General features: G+C 48.8%; 14 protein-coding genes. 10 read left to right on the top strand and 4 right to left on the bottom strand.

Annotated features, from left to right (window positions below; genetic code table 11):
* The first annotated feature begins 7 nt into the window (after positions 1-7).
* The 6 genes from B9Y58_RS04465 to B9Y58_RS04440 all read left to right on the top strand — a co-directional run bounded on the left by B9Y58_RS04465 (position 8) and on the right by B9Y58_RS04440 (position 6,603).
* Positions 8-1,420 carry a glycine--tRNA ligase gene (locus B9Y58_RS04465; protein ID WP_073054569.1) on the top strand — a complete coding sequence of 471 codons (1,413 nt, stop codon included), beginning with the start codon at positions 8-10 and terminating at the stop codon, positions 1,418-1,420.
* Between the two features lie 228 nt (positions 1,421-1,648).
* Entirely contained in the window at positions 1,649-2,329 is a 681-nt protein-coding gene (locus B9Y58_RS04460; RefSeq protein ID WP_158278319.1) for an FISUMP domain-containing protein, read from the top strand.
* A complete protein-coding gene (locus tag B9Y58_RS04455; RefSeq protein ID WP_143154648.1) occupies positions 2,330-2,773 on the top strand; it encodes a hypothetical protein in 444 nt (147 codons plus the stop codon).
* Complete coding sequence (locus B9Y58_RS04450; protein ID WP_143154647.1) at positions 2,761-4,128, top strand: hypothetical protein; 1,368 nt, start codon at positions 2,761-2,763, stop codon at positions 4,126-4,128. Before B9Y58_RS04455 ends, B9Y58_RS04450 begins: the two co-directional genes overlap by 13 nt.
* 3 nt (positions 4,129-4,131) lie before the next feature.
* On the top strand, positions 4,132-5,361 hold the full coding sequence (locus B9Y58_RS04445) for a hypothetical protein (RefSeq protein WP_073054561.1): 1,230 nt from the start codon (positions 4,132-4,134) through the stop codon (positions 5,359-5,361).
* Between the two features lie 258 nt (positions 5,362-5,619).
* Complete coding sequence (locus tag B9Y58_RS04440; protein ID WP_073054559.1) at positions 5,620-6,603, top strand: FISUMP domain-containing protein; 984 nt, start codon at positions 5,620-5,622, stop codon at positions 6,601-6,603.
* A 97-nt stretch (positions 6,604-6,700) separates the two neighbouring features.
* Here B9Y58_RS04440 and argH read toward each other — a convergent pair whose 3' ends face one another.
* The 3 genes from argH to B9Y58_RS04425 form a co-directional block, all read right to left on the bottom strand.
* On the bottom strand, positions 6,701-8,134 hold the full coding sequence (argH, locus tag B9Y58_RS04435; protein WP_073054557.1) for an argininosuccinate lyase: 1,434 nt from the start codon (positions 8,132-8,134) through the stop codon (positions 6,701-6,703).
* Between the two features lie 93 nt (positions 8,135-8,227).
* A complete protein-coding gene (locus B9Y58_RS04430; protein WP_199220940.1) occupies positions 8,228-9,715 on the bottom strand; it encodes an NCS2 family permease in 1,488 nt (495 codons plus the stop codon).
* An 87-nt stretch (positions 9,716-9,802) separates the two neighbouring features.
* The gene (locus B9Y58_RS04425; protein ID WP_073054555.1) at positions 9,803-10,687 is read right to left on the bottom strand and encodes a tRNA modification radical SAM protein MnmL/YtqA; all 885 of its coding nucleotides are present in this window, start codon (positions 10,685-10,687) and stop codon (positions 9,803-9,805) included.
* 112 nt (positions 10,688-10,799) lie between these two features.
* On the opposite strand from B9Y58_RS04425, the gene B9Y58_RS04420 reads away from it, so the two are divergent.
* Both B9Y58_RS04420 and B9Y58_RS04415 read left to right on the top strand, forming a co-directional pair.
* Positions 10,800-11,591: a hypothetical protein gene (locus B9Y58_RS04420; protein WP_073054554.1), complete on the top strand. Its 792-nt coding sequence runs from the start codon at positions 10,800-10,802 to the stop codon at positions 11,589-11,591.
* An 18-nt stretch (positions 11,592-11,609) separates the two neighbouring features.
* The gene (locus tag B9Y58_RS04415; protein WP_073054552.1) at positions 11,610-13,280 is read left to right on the top strand and encodes a PCMD domain-containing protein; all 1,671 of its coding nucleotides are present in this window, start codon (positions 11,610-11,612) and stop codon (positions 13,278-13,280) included.
* 9 nt (positions 13,281-13,289) lie between these two features.
* Here B9Y58_RS04415 and B9Y58_RS04410 read toward each other — a convergent pair whose 3' ends face one another.
* Entirely contained in the window at positions 13,290-17,687 is a 4,398-nt protein-coding gene (locus tag B9Y58_RS04410; protein WP_073054550.1) for an InlB B-repeat-containing protein, read from the bottom strand.
* Between the two features lie 107 nt (positions 17,688-17,794).
* On the opposite strand from B9Y58_RS04410, the gene B9Y58_RS04405 reads away from it, so the two are divergent.
* Together B9Y58_RS04405 and B9Y58_RS04400 are read left to right on the top strand one after the other, a co-directional pair.
* Positions 17,795-19,288, top strand: a complete 1,494-nt coding sequence (locus B9Y58_RS04405; protein ID WP_073054548.1) for an ABC transporter substrate-binding protein/permease — start codon at positions 17,795-17,797, stop codon at positions 19,286-19,288.
* The gene (locus B9Y58_RS04400) at positions 19,278-20,024 is read left to right on the top strand and encodes an amino acid ABC transporter ATP-binding protein (RefSeq protein WP_073054547.1); all 747 of its coding nucleotides are present in this window, start codon (positions 19,278-19,280) and stop codon (positions 20,022-20,024) included. The genes B9Y58_RS04405 and B9Y58_RS04400 overlap by 11 nt, the downstream gene beginning before the upstream one ends.
* Positions 20,025-20,134 lie beyond the last annotated feature (110 nt).

The raw sequence follows: 20,134 nt of genomic DNA, 5'->3' as shown, positions 1-20,134 counted from the left end.
TTATATAATGGCAAAGAAAGTTCAGGATGCCCTCAAGGACATCATCTCCCTCTGCAAGCGCCGCGGTTTCATTTTCCCCGGCTCCGAAATTTACGACGGCCTCGCCAACACTTGGGACTACGGTCCGTATGGCGTGGAACTGAAGCGCAACATCAAGAACCTCTGGTGGAAGAAGTTTGTGACCAGCCGCCAGGATGTGCTCGGTCTCGACAGCTCTATTCTCTTGAACCCCCGCGTTTGGAAGGCTTCTGGCCACGTGGGTAACTTCTCTGACCCGCTGGTCGACTGCCTCGCTTGCCACGAACGTTTCCGTGCCGACCAACTTTTGGAAGACAAGCTCGGCGAAGGCTGCTGCGCCGGCAAGAATTTTGACGAAGTCCACCAGATGATGATGGACAACAAGATCGAATGCCCGACCTGCGGCAAGACCGACTGGACCAAGCCCCGCGCATTCAACCTGATGTTCCAGACCGAAATCGGCGTGATTGAAGGTGAAGGCAACAAGGTGTACCTCCGTCCGGAAACCGCTCAGGGTATCTTCGTTGACTTCAAGAACATTGTCGATAACGTCCGCCCGCGCATCCCGTTCGGTGTAGGCCAGATCGGTAAGTCTTTCCGTAACGAAATTACTCCGGGTAACTTCATCTTCCGTACTCGCGAATTCGAACAGATGGAACTTGAATTCTTCTGCGAACCGGGTACCGAACTTGATTGGTACAACTTCTGGCGTAAGTACTGCTTCGACTGGCTCGTGAACGATCTCGGCGTGAAGAAGGAAAAGCTCCGCCTCCGCGAACATGCCAAGGAAGAACTTTCTCACTACTCCAACGGCACCACCGACGTCGAATACGAATTCCCGTTCGGCTGGGGCGAACTCTGGGGTATCGCCAGCCGTACGAACTACGACTTGACGCAGCACCAGAACGAATCCAAGGTCAAGCAGGAATACATTGACCCGGTGCAGAACAAGCGCTACATCCCGTACGTGGTGGAACCGTCCCTCGGTGTGGAACGCCTGCTCCTCGTGCTCCTCTGCGACGCCTACGACGTGGAAAAGCTCGAAAACGACGAACGTACCGTTCTCCACTTCGATCCGAAGATTGCTCCGGTGAAGGTCGCCGTGCTCCCGCTCGTGAAGAAGGGCCAGGTGAAGGCCAAGGCCGAAGAACTCTACCAGAAGCTTCTCAACCGCTGGAACGTGGAATACGACGAAACGCAGTCCATCGGTAAGCGCTACCGCCGTCAGGACGAACTCGGCACGCCGTTCTGCGTGACCGTCGACTTCGACACGGTGGGCGAGGGTGAATCTGATCCGGCAAAGCTCGGCTACGTGACCGTTCGCGAACGCGACTCCATGAAGCAGGAACTGGTCAAGATCGACGAACTCGAAGCTTACCTGTCCGCTAAACTCGGCTGCTAGTTGAGATGCAAAGGGAACCTCATGGTTCCCTTTGGAATCCTTCCTAGAAGTAGGTAAAAGGGCCCGGAAACGGGTTCTTTTTTTATTATATTCTTTGTTATGAAATGTTCATATAAAATATTGTTTTCGGCCTTATTTTTGTGGGGCTGTTATAGCGATAAGGGCTATGAGCCAAAAATTGACTATACGGGGGCTGTTCCGACATACAAAGCTGGAGGGCCCAGTAAATTGTCAACTTGTAACAAGAAACTTGAAGGCACGACCGTTTATGTAGAAGGCTATCAAATGTCTGGCATATACACATGCTCCGATGGTGCGTGGACTAAAATAGCGGATGTCGCTGCCTATGAAACGAAATACGAAAATCTTCCCGAATTTGATGCGGAATCTGAACGCAAGTATAATGCCTTGAATGGCAATGATGTTGCTCCTCCGGTTTTCGACCAAATTACAGATTCCAGGGATCAGCATGTCTATAAGATTGTTCGAATTGATGGTGAATGGTGGTTTGCCGAGAACCTGGATTTTGAGGTGGGCGAATCTGAACACTACGAAGACAACGTATGCAAAGACAAGTGCGGTGTCGGCTATTATTATGACGATGCCGTTCATGCTTGCCCCAGAGGATTCCATTTGTCTACAAGGAAGGAATGGAAAAACTTAATCGAGTATGTCGGTGGCGAAGATTATGCGGCTATCGCCCTTAAGGCCGAAGGAGATTACTGGTATGGCGAAGCTCGTAATACGGTCGGTTTTTCGGCGTTGCCTGTAGAGATTGACTTTTATAGCGAGAATTGCTTCTGGACTGCTACGGACAATGTGCTTTTTGACATTAGTGGCTACGAAGTGCAAGAGGGCTCCAATGTTGCTAGTCAAAGAAAATGTTCTGTGCGTTGTGTGGGGGATTAAGTGAAATATTGTTCTGTTTTATTATTGGCTCTGTTCGTGAGCGCTTGCAGTTTTAAGGCTAAGGTGTTGAATGCGGACAATTCTGATGTCACTCCGCTAGATTCCCGCACGCCTGTGGCTTTTGTTTTGGCTAAAGAAGTTCCCGTGGTTCCAGAAAACGGCATTTATCGTGGAACGTTCGAAACCACGTCGAACGACGCTTGTACTTTAGATAGAATGATCGATGTCACGGTAGAAAAGGCGCGTCATGCGGGTGCAAACTTCATTTATGCTAAACGTATCAAGGATGTTTATGTTCCCGGCACAAGTACCTATGTAGGTGGGGCTTTCGTTACTACGGCAGGTAGAAATTGCGTGACGATTTTGGCAGATTTCTATTATGCCGAAACGCCCGCCCAGGCGAAGTTTGTTCGTGAACAGAAGGGGGACGCATGGAAAAAATAGTCTTTGTTCTGTGCCTGGGTCTAATGTCGCTTGCTTGGGCAGGCGAGTTTGATGATTTTGAAAAATCGTTGATAGATGGTTCGTCTGAAAGCGTCGAAGCTTCTTCTACGGAGTCGGGAGATGCTTCTACAGATGCATTCGAGCAGAGCCTGATGACGAATGCTGACTATGCCGGTATGGAACCGGTATACAAGTTGCGTGAATCTTTGCTTGAATATGTCAAGAATAAAGATACCGCCAAGGTCAGCGAAAGTATCCGCGAACTGGAGAGCATGAAAACCAGGGAATGCTTGCCTATTCAAGATGTCGAAAAGACGCTTATTTATCTTGAACTAAAAATGTACCGCCCCTTGATTCCGCACATGGTGCATGAATTCAAGTCGTCGTACGACACGCTTGAAGTAGATGCGGGCTATAGAATTGCCAAAGATGATGGCTTGAATCTTTACCTGAAAAAGGCGGCTCTGGATCTGGATTCGGCAAAAGTGAATCTTTTCGAAAATCACGCTTCGAGTATAAAGAAGTCAAATGGTTTGAGTGCCGAAGAAAAAGCTGAACTTGAACTGTTGATGCAGCTCGATGGTGCATATTGGAGCGAATCGAAACTGAATGATGAACGTGCCCTTGTGGAACATTTCGTGAATGAATATCCGAATAACCCTGATGTACCTTGGCTTAAAAAGGCGGTTCTTTTGCCTATGCAGCGCATGGATACTTTTGGCATGTATATGGAAGATCGTGTGAAAAACAAGGATCGTTTAATCGAGAGTAAGTACTATACGGGTGGCTTGGGCTTTAACTTGTACCTTCTGGGCATGGGTACCGTTGTTAGCGGTTACGATGATTTATACCGCAGCGACCTTTTGGATCCCGAAGATAATCTGGTGCAAATGGAATTTTATTTGCAGTTCAGCAGAATAGCGTTGTCTCTTGGCTTTTATAATTCCGGAATAGCCGGTATCGAAACGGTCGATTTGACTGCGGGTTATGTCTTATATGATAGTCGCCATTTGAAAATTCGACCCTTTGTCGGAATCAGCACGGCCTTTAGTAATTTCACGATTAAAGAAGATTTCTTTTTAGGTGCCGAATCGTATTACGGAAGCGGCAGTTATTATGAAAAGGGCAGTGAACTGGACGAGAATTTTTCGGAGTCGGTTGCAGGATGGGTCTTTGGAACGAATATAGACTTGAAGTTTGCAACAACCTATTTCTTGTTGTCAGATACCAAGTTGACTTCGTTTGCCTTGGTCGGTCGTTTTGGAATATCGACGATCGACTTGCAGGGAGAGGTCGTGAAGGGTGATGGTTATATGGCCTTTGTTGCTGCCGGTATCGGTGTTTATTTCTGGTAAATTATGAAAAAGTTCTTGATGTTGTTTGCCGCCTTGTGGGTAGGATTTGCTTTTGCAGAGGCTCCTTCGGAAGATCCCGTTTCTGAATCGACGGCTTCCGAGAGCGTGGTTACAGCCAATTCGATTTCCAAGAAGGAACTGTTTTCCAGGGCCCGTGATGCCTTGAAGACTTCTCTAGAAACGGGGAACAAGGAACGGGCTTCGCAGGCGCTTGCCTACCTGCAAAAGAATTTGAGCGAAGGCGCTCCGTTAATCCGTTTTGAAGAATACCTGATTAATATGGAACTCGGTGATTTCGAGAACGGTATTGCGATTTACACGGACTTGCGTCGCGAAGTACTTGACCGAGACTACAAGCCGAAACGCGATGTGCGAATCCAGGTGGATGACCCGTTGGCGGTGTATTTGCGCCGCAATCTTTCGGATTATTCTCGAGTGAAGGCGGATTCTCTGTATGCTCGGGTTGAAAATTCCGATATCAAGGAAGAAACGAAGAAACTTTATAAGGCGATGCTTTATTCCGAAATCGTCTTTGAAGATACCGCTACGGCGGAAGCGTTTATCCGGGCTGCAAAGGATTACGCGATGTACCATCCGACTTCTCCTTATGCAGAGGTTTTCACCAAACAGACGATTCCGTATGTCGAGTCTTTTTTGAAACCTTTGCGCGCATTTAGGGAAGATCCGCTTGCTCATAAGTATTATACGGGCGGTTTGGGAACGCATGTCTATACCTGGACCGGCTTCATGAGTGGCGATATCATGGACGTTGCAGAAGACAAAATGGGCTCCGCCTTTATGGCTGATGTCACGATGCGTATTTGGCGTCTCAGCTTGAATGCTTTCTTGGCGTGGGGCTTGATTACGGAACCCAAGTTATATGATGAAGATGCCTATTGGAGTGAATCGGAAGATGAATCGATTGGTTTGACAATCGGATTCACGGCCTTTGATTCCAGGTATTTGCGTGTAGAGCCGTTTTTGGGCTTTGGCGCCTCTTACTTTATGGGAGATGAATTAGCTTCAGATGATTTTGTTCTGGGGTGCAATGCGGATTTCCGTTTCTGGGCGTCAAAGCCGGCGCGAATGGGAGAGATTTCTGTTGCGTTTGACTTACGATTGAAATATATGTTCCAGCTAGGAACATTTTCTGATTATAATCTGACTGACGAAAGCGATTGGTCGGCAAACCGCCACACCTTCGCTATCGGCCTCGGTGTAGAACTCTGGTAATTTGAATTCGCGTGTTTATAAAAGCCTCTCGAACGGTTCCTTTTTTTGTATAAAGTCTTACTGTGGTAATATTGAGGTTGCCCTAAGTATCCATCTTTTTTGAAGTTTAAGAAAAAGGAACATACATAGTCTGTTTTGTGTTTTGTTTTTTTTACGCTCTAAAGTTGTGTTTCGAAATTATATTTATTAAAATGAAAAAAGTATATGCCAATTCACATAGTGATAATGTGGTTCTTGGTTTTACAATGAGGTGCGATAATGAATAAAAAAATCATGGGTCTCGCCATAATGGCTGTTTTGATTCTCGCATGCGATGATTCGTCGAATGCAGATAATACTGCTTCCGAGTCTGGATTGGTTGATACCGATATTTCAAAAACGCACGGTGCTGGTACTGTGGTTGATACTGCATTACCGGCATGTGAAAATAAATCGCAAGATTCATTGAACGATGTGTCTTCTGAATCCTGGATACCTCTTGATACAGTTGCATGGCAATCATCGGATACCGTGTGCTTTTATAATGAATTCCCATATAAGGATACCATTTGCTGCTTTGGAGAACGTGGAACGTGGCTACAACGTGATGAAAATGGGAAATATATAAATGTGAGTGGGGACTATTCCGTTGGTTTTGATTCCGACACTCTTGCAGCCATGGTGGAGCCATCTTCGGTTAAGAAATGTCTGGCGAGCATTGGCAATGAGCAATATAAAGGTCTTGAAATAGGTCCGCAAATTTGGCTTTCGGAAAATGCTAAGGGTGAGGGGCGTTGCCTGAATGACGATGAGGAAAATTGCAAGTTGTTCGGAACGCTGATGCCTTACGATAAGGCAAAGGAAGCTTGCTCTGGGGAGTATCGTTTGCCCTCCTCGAATGATGTCAGTCGGCTGCTTTTCTCTGTGGGAATGGTAAGGGAAAGAGCGTTCACCAAGGATGTGTGCGGAGAACTTCCTAGTGAAACGAGCTATGTCAATGTTCCTTTGTTCGCGGAGTCGCGAGATTCCTTGAATGGTACAAATGCATACGGATTCACCTTCTTGGTGGATGGTGGAATATATGAAAAAAAATTTGATGGAAAGGGACTAGCCTATTCTATGGATAGAACATGTTTCTTTTTGCTATCCGATGAAAGTTCTGATTACCGAAAAGCTTTTTGCTATGATGTCTATAAGAAAAAGGCGAGTGTTACATCCCTTGAAAAGGATGCCGAGGTGTATGCACGATGCATCATGAAGTAATGAGCGAAGTTAGTTGATATATGAAAATGAAAAGGAACCCGAAACGGGTTCCTTTTTAAAATTGTTAGAGTTTCCCCGAATTTGTCTGGGAATTTTTTTACTTCTTGAAGGCCTTAAGGATTATGGCAGCCTTGCTGAACTGCTGCTTCACGGATTTGGGACCGGTACCGCCTTCGATGTTACGGCGGGACACGCTGTATTCAAATGTGAGCGTCTTTTTCATCTGCTTCACGTTCGGAACACCGGCGCTGGCCCAGGCCTCGTCGCTAAGGTCTGTGAATTCGAGGCCCTGGCGGGCGGCTTCGCCGACTAGGCTACCGACCACGTGGTGGGCATCGCGGAACGGCACGCCGGATTCGACGAGAAGATCGGCGAGATCGGTAGCCAGCAGCGCCGGCAGCATCTTCGCGTGCATCTTGTCGAAATTGAAGCGTGCACTTTCCAAAGCCTCTTTCATCACGCGGAGAATCACCTTCACGTTATGGACGGAGTCGAAAACCGGTTCCTTGTCTTCTTGCAGGTCGCGGCTGTAGCTGAGCGGGGCACCCTTCACCAGCGTGTAGAGGGCGCTGAAGTTACCGAGCATGCGGCCGGACTTTCCGCGGATGAGTTCCATGGAGTCCGGGTTCTTCTTCTGCGGCATCATGGAAGACCCGCTGGAGAAGGCATCGTGCAAAGTGAGGTAGCCGAATTCGCTGGTGCTCCAGTTCACAAAGTCTTCGGCGTAGCGGCTCATGGTGTTCGCGATAATCGCGAGGTCGGCTTCGAATTCGAGCATCATGTCGCGATGGCTCACGGCGTCAATGCTGTTCGGGCTTACGCCGTTAAATCCGAGTTCCTTTGCCACTAAAGCGCGGTGATACGGGAACGCGGAACCGGCCATGGCGCCGCTACCGAGCGGGAGTTCGCTGTGCAGTTCCAAGAAGTTGTCGAGGCGCTTCACGTCGCGGCTCACGGCAAAGAACATGCTCATCAGGTAATGGCTGAAGTAGATGGGCTGTGCCTGCTGCAGGTGCGTGTAGCCCGGCATCATCTTGCCGAAATATTTTTTGGCGAGGTCGAGGACCGTTTCCATTAAAGAAACTTCGAGGGCGCGGATTTCGGCGGCGCGGTGACGCATGTAAAGCTTGAAGTCGGTGCAAACCTGGTCGTTACGGCTGCGGCCCGTGTGAATCTTTTTGCCGAGCGCGCCGATGCGTTCGGTGAGTACGCGTTCCACGGCCATGTGGATGTCTTCGTCAGATTCCTGCCAAAGGTTCTTGCCGGCCTTGTAATCCTTGAGGATGCTGGCGAGTCCGTCGCAAATTTTCTTGTAGTCGGCCTTGCTTAACACGCCGGATTCCACCAGGCCCTTGCCGTGGCCGATGCTGCCTTCGATGTCTTCTTCGATGAGTTCAGCGTCAAACTGCAAGCTAAAGCTCAGGTCCACCATGCTCTGTGCCATGCCGCTAGCAAAACGGCCGGTCCACATGTTGGTCTGGGTGCCCTTCTTAGCTTTGTTTTCAGTTTTCTTTGCGGTTGTCTTTGCCATAATTCAAGTCCTCAAAAAATTTTCTGCCCAAATATAGATATTTAAAATTTTGCTAGAAATTCGGAAAACAAAATTCCGAACTCCGAATTAGTCCTACATCAAAGCGTACTTGAGCAAGAATATCACGGTGAGCACAATCATGACCCAGTGTACATTCTTGATCATGCCGGTGAGAGCGTTTATTAAGGTGTAAGAAATCACGCCGAACATGATGCCGTCCGAAATGGAATAGGTCAGCGGCATGGCAATCATGCAGATAAAGGCGGGTATCGATTCTTTCGGATTGGTCCAGTCAATTTTGGTGATGGAGGTCATCATGAAATAGGCGACCATGATGAGCGCGGGGGCTGTTGCAAAACCCGGAATCGCCATGAAGACTGGCGCAAAAAGGAGCGAAAGCAAGAAGAATAATGCGACCGAGACGGCGGTAAGGCCCGTCTTTCCACCGTAGGTGACGCCGGCGGCGCTTTCCACGTAAGTGGTCGTAGTCGATGTTCCGCAAATGGCTCCGATCGAGGTGGCGATTGCGTCGCAGCTAAGCGCCTGAGAAATGCGGGGGAGCTTGCCGTCTTCTTTCAGGAACCCGCCACGGAACGAAACTCCAATCAGAGTGCCCAGCGTATCGAACAGGTCTACAAAGAAGAAAGCGAAAATCACGACAAAGAAATCGAGCGACTTGATGAGCGAAAATCCTTGGCCGACAATAGCATCGCCTCGGGTGAGTGTCCAGGATTCCGGATGGAAAAGCGCTCCGCAGGTGATTCCGAATTCGCGGAAGGAACGGTCCAAAGTCTGCAGGTAATCGCCGAACTGCGGAATTACGGAATGAAATCCGGCTTCGGGATTCGGAACGTAGATGCCTGCAAATTCGGTGACAATGCCTAGCAACCATGTCGCAAAAATTCCAAGCAGAATGGCACCGCGAATTTCTTTGATCAAGAAGGCCGAAGTAATGATAATGCCCACCAGGGTAAGAATCGCCCAGATGCCGCTCGTGTGCATGTCGACCATGTGGAAGTTGATGAGGCTTACGATGGTGGAATTGTTGGCGACGACGATTTTACCGCCCTGCAAGGCGATAAAGGCGATGAATATGCCGATGCCGACAGCAACGCCCGATTTGAGCGAAAGGGGAATGCTGTTAAAGATTTTTTCGCGGACAGAAACGATTGAAAGGATTAAGAACAAAATGCCTTCGATAAAGACGGCGAGCAAGGCGAATTGCCAGCTGTAGCCCATGCTTAGCACCACGGTGTAGGCAAAGAAGGCGTTTATGCCAAGGCCAGGGGCAAGTGCAAAGGGGTATTTCGCGACAAAGCCCATGAGGGCAGAACCGACGGCGGCCGCGATGACGGTGGCGATGAAGACGCCGCCCTTGGGCATTCCTGCGGCCGAAAGAATTTCGGGGTTCACCGCCAGAATGTAGGCCATGGTCATGAAGGTTATGAGACCAGCGAAAAATTCGGTGTGGATGTTGGTCAGGTTGTCACTCAACTTGAAGAATTTGTCGAGAAAGAAAAATTCTTTCTTGAGTTCACGATCGGCCTTGTACATGAATGTCTTTTTCTTGTTCTCTTGCATTTTCCCTTCCGTCATTCCCGCAAAAGAGGAAATCTGTTTTTTAATTAATAATCCACAGTCTACTTCCTACTGTCTACTTCCTACTGTCTACTGCCTACTCAAAATTCCTTCTACAGTCGTGATAATTTTGTCCCTTTCGCCACACCAGTCGGGGGCGATGAGCATGTCGCTCGGGCTTTCGCCGCTAAATCGCTCGATGGCGGTTTCGAAGCCGATAATCTTGATCATCTCGGCGACCGCTTCGCAGTATTCTTCAAAATTCAGGAGTTTGATTTCGCCGTTGGCGTAATCCTGCGCCATGACGGTGCCCGCCACGATGTGCAGCGGGTGAATCTTGACCGCGGCGAGTTTCAAGTCGCGCACCACTTGGGCGGTGTGCTTGAAATCTTCCATGGTTTCGCCGGGGAGCCCTACGATCACGTGCGTGGTAACGGTGAGTTCCGCCGCCTGGCAGCGCTTGACGGCATCGGTAAATTCGGCGAGGGTATGCCTGCGATTGATGGCGGCGAGCGTCAAGTCGTTTGCGGTTTGCAGGCCGATTTCTACGATAATCGGTTTCTTGCGATTGAGTTCCGCGAGGTATTCGACCTTTTCGTCTTCGAGGCAGTCCGGGCGCGTGCCGATGGCTAGGCCTGCAATTTCTTTATGCTTGATAATCGGGTCGATGATTCCGCGTAGGTGCTCCAGCGGCGCATGCGTATTCGTGTACGGCTGCAAGTAAGCCAAAATGCCTGCGTTCGGGTACTTTTCACGGAGGCGCGGCACGAACTTGTCGAGCTGTTCCTGAATCGATACCTTCGCCTGGTCGAATACCGGACTGAAACTCCTGTTATTGCAGTAGCTGCAACCCGAAAAACTCTTGGTGCCATCCAGGTTCGGGCAACTCATGCCGCCATTCAGCGGAAGTTTGCGCACCTTCAGGTAATTCGGGAAAATTTTCAGCAGTAAGTCTCGGTATGGAGTGTAATGCATGCGAAATAATATAGTATTTAGTGGATAACAAACATAAGACGGTCGGCTGTAGACTGTGATTGTAAGTGTTAAAAAGTAAACCGAATGTAAACTTTAATTATATTTAGTCACTATGATGTATAGGTTTCTTTTTGTCTTTTTGATGTCGCTTTTTGTGTCGCAGGTTTTTGCGGCAAATTTAAACGATTCGACTGGTACAACTCTGACGAAATCTTCGCATGCAGAAAAGGGTGGGCTCCTGGCAAACCTTCATGCCGTCCGCGAAGACGAAGCGATTCATCGCGGAAACTTTTTGACGGGTGCCACCCTGTTTTTGCTGCAAGGTGAATCTGACGAAGATGCCCTGAATATCATTTTTGGCGATATTTACAAGGCCGAGGGGTACACTTTTACGGCCGAAGGTTTTGGCGGTTATTTTATTCGTGATGCAATCGCGATCGGTGCCCGAGTGGGGTATAGCCGGACCTTTGTGGATATCGATTTTTCCATTCTCGAAGATATTGCCGATGTCAAGGAACATCGCAAGTACGTGAGCAATGGATTCTTTGTACAGCCCTTCTTGAAAAATTACTTGAAAGTTTTTGATTCCAGAACGGTCTATTTCTTTAACGAGACCTCACTCAAGGTGGAATATTCTTATGGCATTTCGCAAACCGACGATGGCGAAGAAATGTCAAAGACGAAAAATCATGGCTGGACATTCAATTTCGGTATCAATCCGGGCTTGAGCATTATGGTGCTGGACCGCTTGGCTTTTGAAACCTCGGTGGGCCTTTTGGGGCTCAGTTCTTCGTTCATGGAAATCGAAGAAAACGGGGAATCCCGTAGCGAGGTGCTGTACAATATCGTGAATTTCAAGATCAACTTGCTGGCCTTGGACTTTTCGTTGGTCTATTTCTTTTAACAAGTGGGGAGTGCTAATATGAAAAAGTGGAATTTCCTTGCTTTGATGATGCTTCTTGGCGCATGTACCGCCGATTACGATACGTTTAACACTTCGGATTATCGCGAACTCAAAGAAATTGTCGTCGCCGAACAAGACGGCTCGCCGGCGATTTATTCGGAGCAACACCGCATCGAATTTGACTTGGTCGAAGTTCCCGACTCGCTTGATACATGGGAATCGGTGACACTTGAAGAACTTGATTTGAGTCATTTTGCAACGCTTCATTTGGTGGATGGCGATATCGATGATTTCCCGACGGATTCTGCGGGGCTCGATTCGCTTGCCAATAAGGTGAAGTATTCCAAGAATGCCATTGAACAAGGCGAAACACTTCAGATACCTTCTAGCCATGTACTTTATGTGGTTGTGGTTTCTGAAAGCGGTAAAAAATCTGTTTGGCAGTTAAAATTCAATATCCCGAATGTGGAACCTGAAAGTGGTTCTGAATCTAGCAGTTCTTCGGCCAAGTCCAGTAGCTCTGCAGAACGTAAATCGAGCAGTTCCGAAAAGAGCGACAAGTCCAGCAGCTCGGAGTCCAAGGAAACTTCTAGCAGCTCCCAAAAATCTGCGGATAGTTCTGCGGCCACATCAAGTTCTTCGGAATCTGACGAGCCGACTAGCTCTTCTGAAGGTAGCGCCGAAGCCCCGAAGATTTTGTCCCTTTCGATTGCCGGAAAAGCCGCTGTTATCGATGAAGAAAACAAGTCTATCCATGTGGACGATCTTGAATTCCGCACGGATTTAACCGCTCTTGAACTTTCGGCGATGGAACTTTCAGAAGGTGCTACGGCCAATGTGACGGTAGGCGAGTCTTACGATTTTGGCGCGGGTATTCAGGTCAAGGTGACGAATGAAGACGAAAGTGTCACTTATTCGGTGAAGGCGGGCTACCAGTTACCAGGCGAAAATTTCAACTCCTGGAATAAGAATGATGTCACGCCGGATTCTATTTGGGGCAACGCCAATACGATTTTGACAACCACCGAAAAGAAAACTTCGGGTTCTATGATTGGCGCAATGATTAAAACTGGTTCCGCTCTTACTAAGATTGCAAGCGGGAGCCTCTATACGGCCGACTTTAACCCCAATGGCGTGGGCACGCTTTCGATGGCCAGTTCCTCGACTTGGCCCGATGGCAATGAACTTCTGGACTTTGGCAAGCCCTTTGCGGCAAGGCCCGAATACATGGAAGTCAAGTTCAGCTATGAAGGCAAGGGCGATAGCTGCGATATCTACATTCTGCTCGAAAACCGCACCGGCAACAAGAATGTGAACCGCAAGTCCACCGATGTCAACACGCTGGTGGCTTCGGCTTGGTTCCGCTCCACTAAAGCGGATAACTCTGGCCGCGAAAATCCGGACGTCGTAAGCGTTTCGGAACCTGACGAAAATGGCATGCGCACGCTCCGCTTGAAGCTCAAGTATGGCGAACCTCTTGAAGGATCTCCCATCGAAAATTCTTCGACATTCGATACCAAGTTGAAATCTTCGAATAAGGCCGCTATCAATAACGGCCTCGTGCAGGGAACGGGCGAAGAACCCGTGACTCACATTCGCGTGGTATTCGCCTCCAGCGCCGACGGAAATCACTACAAGGGTGTATCAGGTGCTACGCTCATTGTAGATGATTTGAAATTGATTTATTAAGCCGTCGCTTTATTTTACGATGACGCTCTGGTTTTGCGCCTTGATTCGGACAATATAGCGTCCGGAGCGAGGTGCGGCAAGCGTTGCACCGTTAGATTCTGTCAGCTTCCAGTCTACAAGCGTTCCATTCATGTCGAACAAGGCGACATAAGTGTTGGCGGGAATGCCTGTAATCGAGATGATTCTGTGGTCGATGGACAGATTGTAGTGGAAGTCCAATACAAGACTCTCGACAATGGAGTTCTTGCCGGACGAGCTAGATTTCGGTTCTTTAGAGGAACTGGATTTCGCTCCTTCGGACGAACTGGACGTTTCCTTGACAGAAGAACTTGACGATTTGGCGTCGCTGCTAGAAGACGTAACGCTGGAGGAAGACTTTGCCTCGCTGCTGCTCGAAGACGTTTCGCTCGAAGAACTGATGGCGATGATGGTCATCCCCTTAAGAACAGGGTGCGCGTCTTTTCCGATATTCTGAATCCAGCATTTTCCGTCAATGACGCTGTCTGTATAATCTTGCAAAGCTTTCAGCACGGTGCCGTCTGCAAAATCTTCTGCGGTCACCTGAATCTGCTGGAAATTGTTGTCGGGGTCGGCGTTGATAAAGAAGGAGTTTGTAACGTTCTGTACAAGGTAGCCTTCGTAATCGCCGATAACTCCGCCATTGTTATAATTGCCGGAGGGGATTTCTTGCGTGTTAAACGAATTGGTAATGTTGACGGAGTTCGCGTGTCCGACGAGTCCGCCAATTTCGGTTTCGGCCTTGATTTTACCAGCGTTATACGAGTTGTAGATGTCTCCCGTCAATTCTGCGGACAGGCCTCCTAATCCGTATTCGGCAATAACGGTGCCTTCGTTTGCGGTCTGGATAAGTTTACATGGCTTGCATGTGCTGAAAAGGCCTCCGACATTGGTCTCGCCGCTAATTAGGCCTGAATTGTATGAAAATTCAATCAGGGAATAGCCGTTGTCGTCATCCATCAGGTCGCCTGCAATGTAGCCGCCTAGGCCGCCTGAGCCTCCGCCATAAATATTTCCTGCGTTGTAGGAGTTCCTGATGCGGGTTCCCGTTAAGCTATAGCCGACAAGGCCGGCGACTGTGCCCGAAACGGCATGAATGTTTCCCTTGTTGCTCGAATTCAAAACGACGGGATACCCATTGTATTCCGTACGGCCAACTAGACCGCCTGCATATTGACCCGCCTTGACGAGTGCCTCGTTGTGGACGTTTTCAAATACGGTGACCAATCTTGTGATTTGTCCGGCAATACCCGCCACGTTTTCCATCGCTTCAAAGTAAGAATCCTTGAGTGTCAAGTCCTTGATTGTGGTGGTGTCTGTGCCTTTCCACACATCGAAATCGTAAGAATTGATTGATCCGAACAGACCTACATTCTTGTAGTATTGCATATCGTAAAAGTAAAGTCCCGATATGGAATGTCCTTGACCGTCAAATGTTCCGCCGAAGTATTGAATCGGTTCCCATCTGATAAAGTTGGAGGCGTCTTCGTTCAGCGTTTCAGAAGAGGCGAGGACATTCTTGTTGACGACAATGTCGGCCGTGAGCTTGGCACAAAGAGGATCTTTTATGTTTGTGCGGGTGGTGTCGTTTACATAGTAGGCGAACTGGTAAAGTTCTTCGGCGGTTCCGATTTCAAAGCAGCCGTCAACCAGTTTAGGAGTCTTTAATTCGAACCATTTTGCGTACAAGTTGATATCGCCGCTGTCCTTGGTGTTAATCGCAAGAATAGCGTCGCCTTCCCGTTTTTCATTGTCATACCAGCCTGCAAACAGATATCCGTCGCGTTCAGGCTTGGGCGGATAAATCTTGTGCCCTTCTACATAGTAGTCGACGTATTCGACCGTATCGCCTTCGAAAGTGTGCAGGACCAGTTTGGAAATCGTGGGGGAGTATCCCTTGATTGTCCCGCTTAAAGTGGGAATGGGGTCTGTGCCCACATTTTGTCCCCAAACAGAGCCGTCGACGCCGTTCTTTTTATAGTTGTGCAGTTCGGCGGCAATAGTTCCGTTTTCGAATTCCTCTAGGGTTGCGGGGGAGCCTGCGTTATTGCTAATGCTATCGGTACGGTAGAAACAATGATCAATCGTGAGGAAGTCTTCGTTAACTTCGTTGTAGAGGAGTCCCTTGAATAAAAATTTCTTGGACAGGTCGCCCACATCGTACGAGTTTCTGATGGCAATCGTTTCGCCGTTGTAGTGGCCCACAAAAAATCCGACGAATCCGTTGTAGTAGGTGGGGTCGATTACAGAACTTGCGTTGTACGAGTTGACAATAGAAACATTGCTCCTGCTGAAATACGCGATAAGTCCATACGTAGTGGGGATTCTTTTGGATAGGAGCTTACTTGTGTTGGAACAGTTCTCGATACGAACTTCCTTGTAGTTGTCGACGTTTTGTACAAGACCTGCGGCAGTGAATAGAGTGTTAAAGATTGCTCTGTTGTGGCAATTCTTGATAGATAAAAGGGCCTTTTGCTTGCTGGACGAGTTAAATTCGCTCGCATGTCCAATAAATCCAGAAGTATAATCGCCTTCGATAATCCCTTCGAAGAAGGAATTGGAAATTTCGATCGAAGAGTGTGCCCTACCTACAAAGCCTCCGACGGTGATGCCTTTAACGTAGGAGTCCTTGAATCCGAGGTTCTTGATTTCGACCTTGTTCGTGATAGACTGTTTGCCGGTGTGGTTAAAGAATCCGACCGAATCTCCTTTGGGCTGGTAGTTGTAGAGACCCGAGATAATGTGGTTCTGACCGTCGAAAATACCTTCAAAATCGTTGATAGGTGTCCATTCGGCTAGGCGGCGACCGCGTTCGTTAATGTAGTTGCCGTCAATAATCAAACGTTCGTTTACAACGATGTCTGCCGTAAGCTTGCCGCAGGCGCTCGGCTTGGCCGGGGTAGAGTCGGTGCCGTTCACGACTGCGGCAAAACCGTAGAGTTCGTCGGCGTTACCGATTTCGTAGCAACCGTCGACCAGGGCGGGAATCGTGGGGGTGATGTGCGCTTCGACCGTGTTGAATTCGACTACGCCCGTATACAGCGGATGGACGTCTTTGCCGACATTTTGCCCCCAGATGGAACCATCTATGCCGATGCTGTCGTTCTTGTAATTGTGGAGCTTTAAGGCGATAGAGCCGTCTTCGAGTTCCTTACTGGTGACAGAATAATCGTACTTGTAGCCCGATTCAGAAAGCGCGTAGGAGTTGATAATGTTGCAGGTGGAATTGGTGTCGCACTGATAATACGGTTTAAGATTTTTTGTTGAGTCAATCGTCTGTTGCGTATATAAGCTGTTGATGAGATTTAATTCGCTGGACTTGATCTTTACGACAAGTCCGTCGTAGCCGTATTGGAAGTCTATGTATTTATCCGAAAAGTCGCCTTCGCTGTATGAGTTGATGATGTTCAGTTCGGTGCCGTTGACGGTAGTGACTAATCCGCCGATATCTCCGGTTGCGGAATAAAGTTTGCCGGTATTATAGGATTGGATGATGTTTGAGTATTCGGGGATTCTAGGGTAACGGTCTATTCCTTGAATTGAGCCGATTAAACCGGCAACACTGGATTCATCGCTAGATAGGCTGCCGGAGTTGTAGCTGTTTTTCACTTGTAAAACTCTCGTCGTTGAGGCAAGGCCTGCAGCAGAACCTCCGCCCTTGATGTTGGCTGAGTTGTAGCTGTTTATGATAAACAACGTGTCGTTACCGGAATTGCCGACTAGTCCTCCTGCGGAGGCTGAAATTTTGGTGCGGATTTTTCCGGAATTATGGGAGTTTTCGATAATCATTTTACTGCCGTTCCAGCCCACAAGTCCACCGATTACACCCCAGCCTTCAATTGTCGCATTGGTGTAGCAATTGGAAATCTTTATATAGGCAGCAGTGGTGGTGGTGGTAGCGAAGATACTTCCTATATTGGGATCCCGATTTCCTTGATATTTACCGTAAAAATAGGAGTCCTCGATGCCGAGGTCTTTAACAACGGCGCTATCGCCATTGGCGGCGAAACCAACCCCCGAGAATAGCCCCACCATCATTAAAGTCGTGTCGTTCACATAAAGACCCGAAATGGTCTTGCCGTTTCCGTCAAAGAGTCCTGCAAAGCTAACGGGAGTCCAGGCGACAAGATCTTGCGCTTTAGGATTCAAATCACCGTAAGAATCCAAGACGTTCTTGTTGATGACGATGTTGTCGGTGAGCTTTGCACAAACGAGGGCCGGATTGTCGTAAGAGCGCTGATTCAAAATTTCGGCAAAACCGAACAGTTCCCGGGCGGTGCCAATCTGGTAGCATCCGTCTTTCAGGGAGGGCTCTTTAGGTGTAATTGTTGCGGCTGCTGCAAAGCCTGCACAGATCAGTAAATACCCAAAACACTTTTTTATACCCATGTTTTTCTCCTCAAAACAAGTTTTTTTAATAAACCCGTATGCGTTAAATATAACAAGAATTATTGACATGCGCTTTGGCGATGGCTAAATTTTGGGTTAAGGTGAAAATGATGCGAAAAATCCTCCTCCCCATTTTTTTAGCGTTTTATGCGCTCGTCCTGGTTTCTTGCGAAAGCAAGCAGGCGGTAATCCCCAATAAAGTCCACAGCATTAACGATCTCGGCCACAAAAAAGTGGGCGTGCAGATTGGCAACACCGCCGATATTTACGCGTCCGATTTCGGCGGCGATACGGCAAAAATCGACGTGGATCGCTACACGAAACTGGCCGATGCCGTGCAGGCGCTGTTGCAGGGGAAAATCGATGCGGTCATGAGTGATGACCAGCCGGCCAAGGCCTTTGTGCGGCAGAATCCGTCGCTCCGCATTCTCGAAGAAGTCTTTGTCGAAGAAATGTACGCGGGCGTGGTCGCGAAGGGCAACGAAGCGTTGCTCGATACGGTGAACCAGGCACTCGCCCAGATGAAACTGGACGGAACCTACGATTCCCTCTTTAACACCTACATCAATCGCAGCGGCAATTACCATTACCAGAAGAAGGTGACCGAAGGCCCGAAGCTGGTGCTTTCAACGAACGCCCAGTTCCCGCCGTACGAATACTACGAAAACGCCAAAATTACCGGTTTCGATATCGAAGTTGTCAACTATATTGCCGACTTCATGAACCGCACGGTTGAAATCCAGGATATCGAATTCGATGCGATTATCAATGCGGTTTCTTCGGGCAAGGCCGATGTGGGTTTTGCAGGCTTTACCGTGACCGAAGAACGCAAGAAGTCCATCAATTTCACGACTCCGTATACACTATCGAAGATTGTGGTGATTGTCCGCGGCGACGAGGCTGTCCAAAGTGAAGAATCCTTCGCCGATCACCTTCACAAGAACTTTGTGAAAGATTCTCGTTGGAAGTTTATTGCCACAGGTCTTTGCAATACGCTGATTATTTCGTTCTTTGCAGCGCTACTAGGCATTCTGATTGGCTTTGTGATTGCGCAAATCCACACCAGCAATGAATTCAATGGCCGCCATAAGGTTCTGAATGGAATTGCCAGGGTGTACCTGGCGGTGATTCGCGGAACGCCGATGATGATTCAGCTGCTCATCATCTATTACATCGTATTCTCGTCGGTGAACGTGAACAAGATTTTGGTGGCGATCGTGGCCTTCGGCGTGAATTCGGGTGCATACGTCTCCGAAATTATCCGTAGCGGCATCAAGGGCGTAGACCCTGGCCAAATTGAGGCGGGGCGCAGCCTCGGACTCAAGTTCCGCACGATTCTTTACAGCATCGTTTACCCGCAGGCTTTCAAGAATTCGCTCCCGGCACTCACGAACGAATTTATCTCGCTCATCAAGGAAACGTCCATTTGCGGCTACATCGGCCTGACCGATTTGACCCGCGGTGGTGACATTATCCGCAGCATGACCTACGAGGCCATGCTCCCGCTCCTTGCTGTAGCGGCTATCTACTTTATCCTGGTGGCAGGACTTTCGTCTTGCGTTGCAAAGCTTGAAAAGAGGTTGAAGAAAAATGAACGCTAATGCAGAAACTTTAATCCAGGTCAAGGACCTTTGCAAAGCCTACGGCGATAAGCAGATTCTCAAGGGAATTTCTTTAGACATCCACCGCGGCGACGTGATTGCGGTTATCGGGCCTTCGGGCTGCGGCAAGTCCACTTTCCTCCGCCAGTTGAACCTGCTTGAAACTCCGACTAGCGGCGACATTTTGTTGGACGGCAAGAGCATCTTGGTGAAGGGCTTTTCGAAGCCTGACGTTCGCAAGCGCGTGGGCATGGTGTTCCAGCAGTTTAACTTGTTCAAGAACATGACTGCCCTCAAGAATATCATGTTCGCTCCTGTGAAATTGGGGCTCATGACTAAGGCCGAGGCGGAAAAGCGTGCGAAGGAACTCCTGAAACGTATCGGGCTCCTGGAACGTGCGGATCATTACCCGGCACAACTCTCCGGCGGCCAACAGCAGCGTGTGGCGATTGCCCGCGCCATGGCCATGCAGCCCGAGGTAATTCTTTTTGACGAACCCACCAGCGCCCTGGACCCCGAAATGGTCGGCGAAGTCCTCAAGATGATGAAGGACTTGGCCAAATCTGGCATGACGATGATTGTGGTGACGCACGAAATGAGCTTTGCCCGCGAAGTCGCCAACCGCGTGCTGTTCTTTGCCGACGGCTACGTCAAGGAAGACGGCTCCCCCGAAGAAATTTTCGACAACCCGAAAGATTCCCGCCTCAAGGAATTCCTCTCGGCACTGAAGAAGTGACACCCTGTGTCATCCTGAGCGAAGAACCGTAGGTTCGGAGTCGAAGGATCTAGCCCTCGTTTGTCATCCCCGCGCAGGCGGGCGGACAGCACTTAGCACTTTGGTGCTTA

The sequence above is a fragment of the Fibrobacter sp. UWB15 genome, from assembly GCF_900177705.1.
Lineage (GTDB): Bacteria > Fibrobacterota > Fibrobacteria > Fibrobacterales > Fibrobacteraceae > Fibrobacter.
Note: the sequence above shows the minus strand (reverse complement) of the source record. Positions and strands in the feature narration are given on the sequence as shown.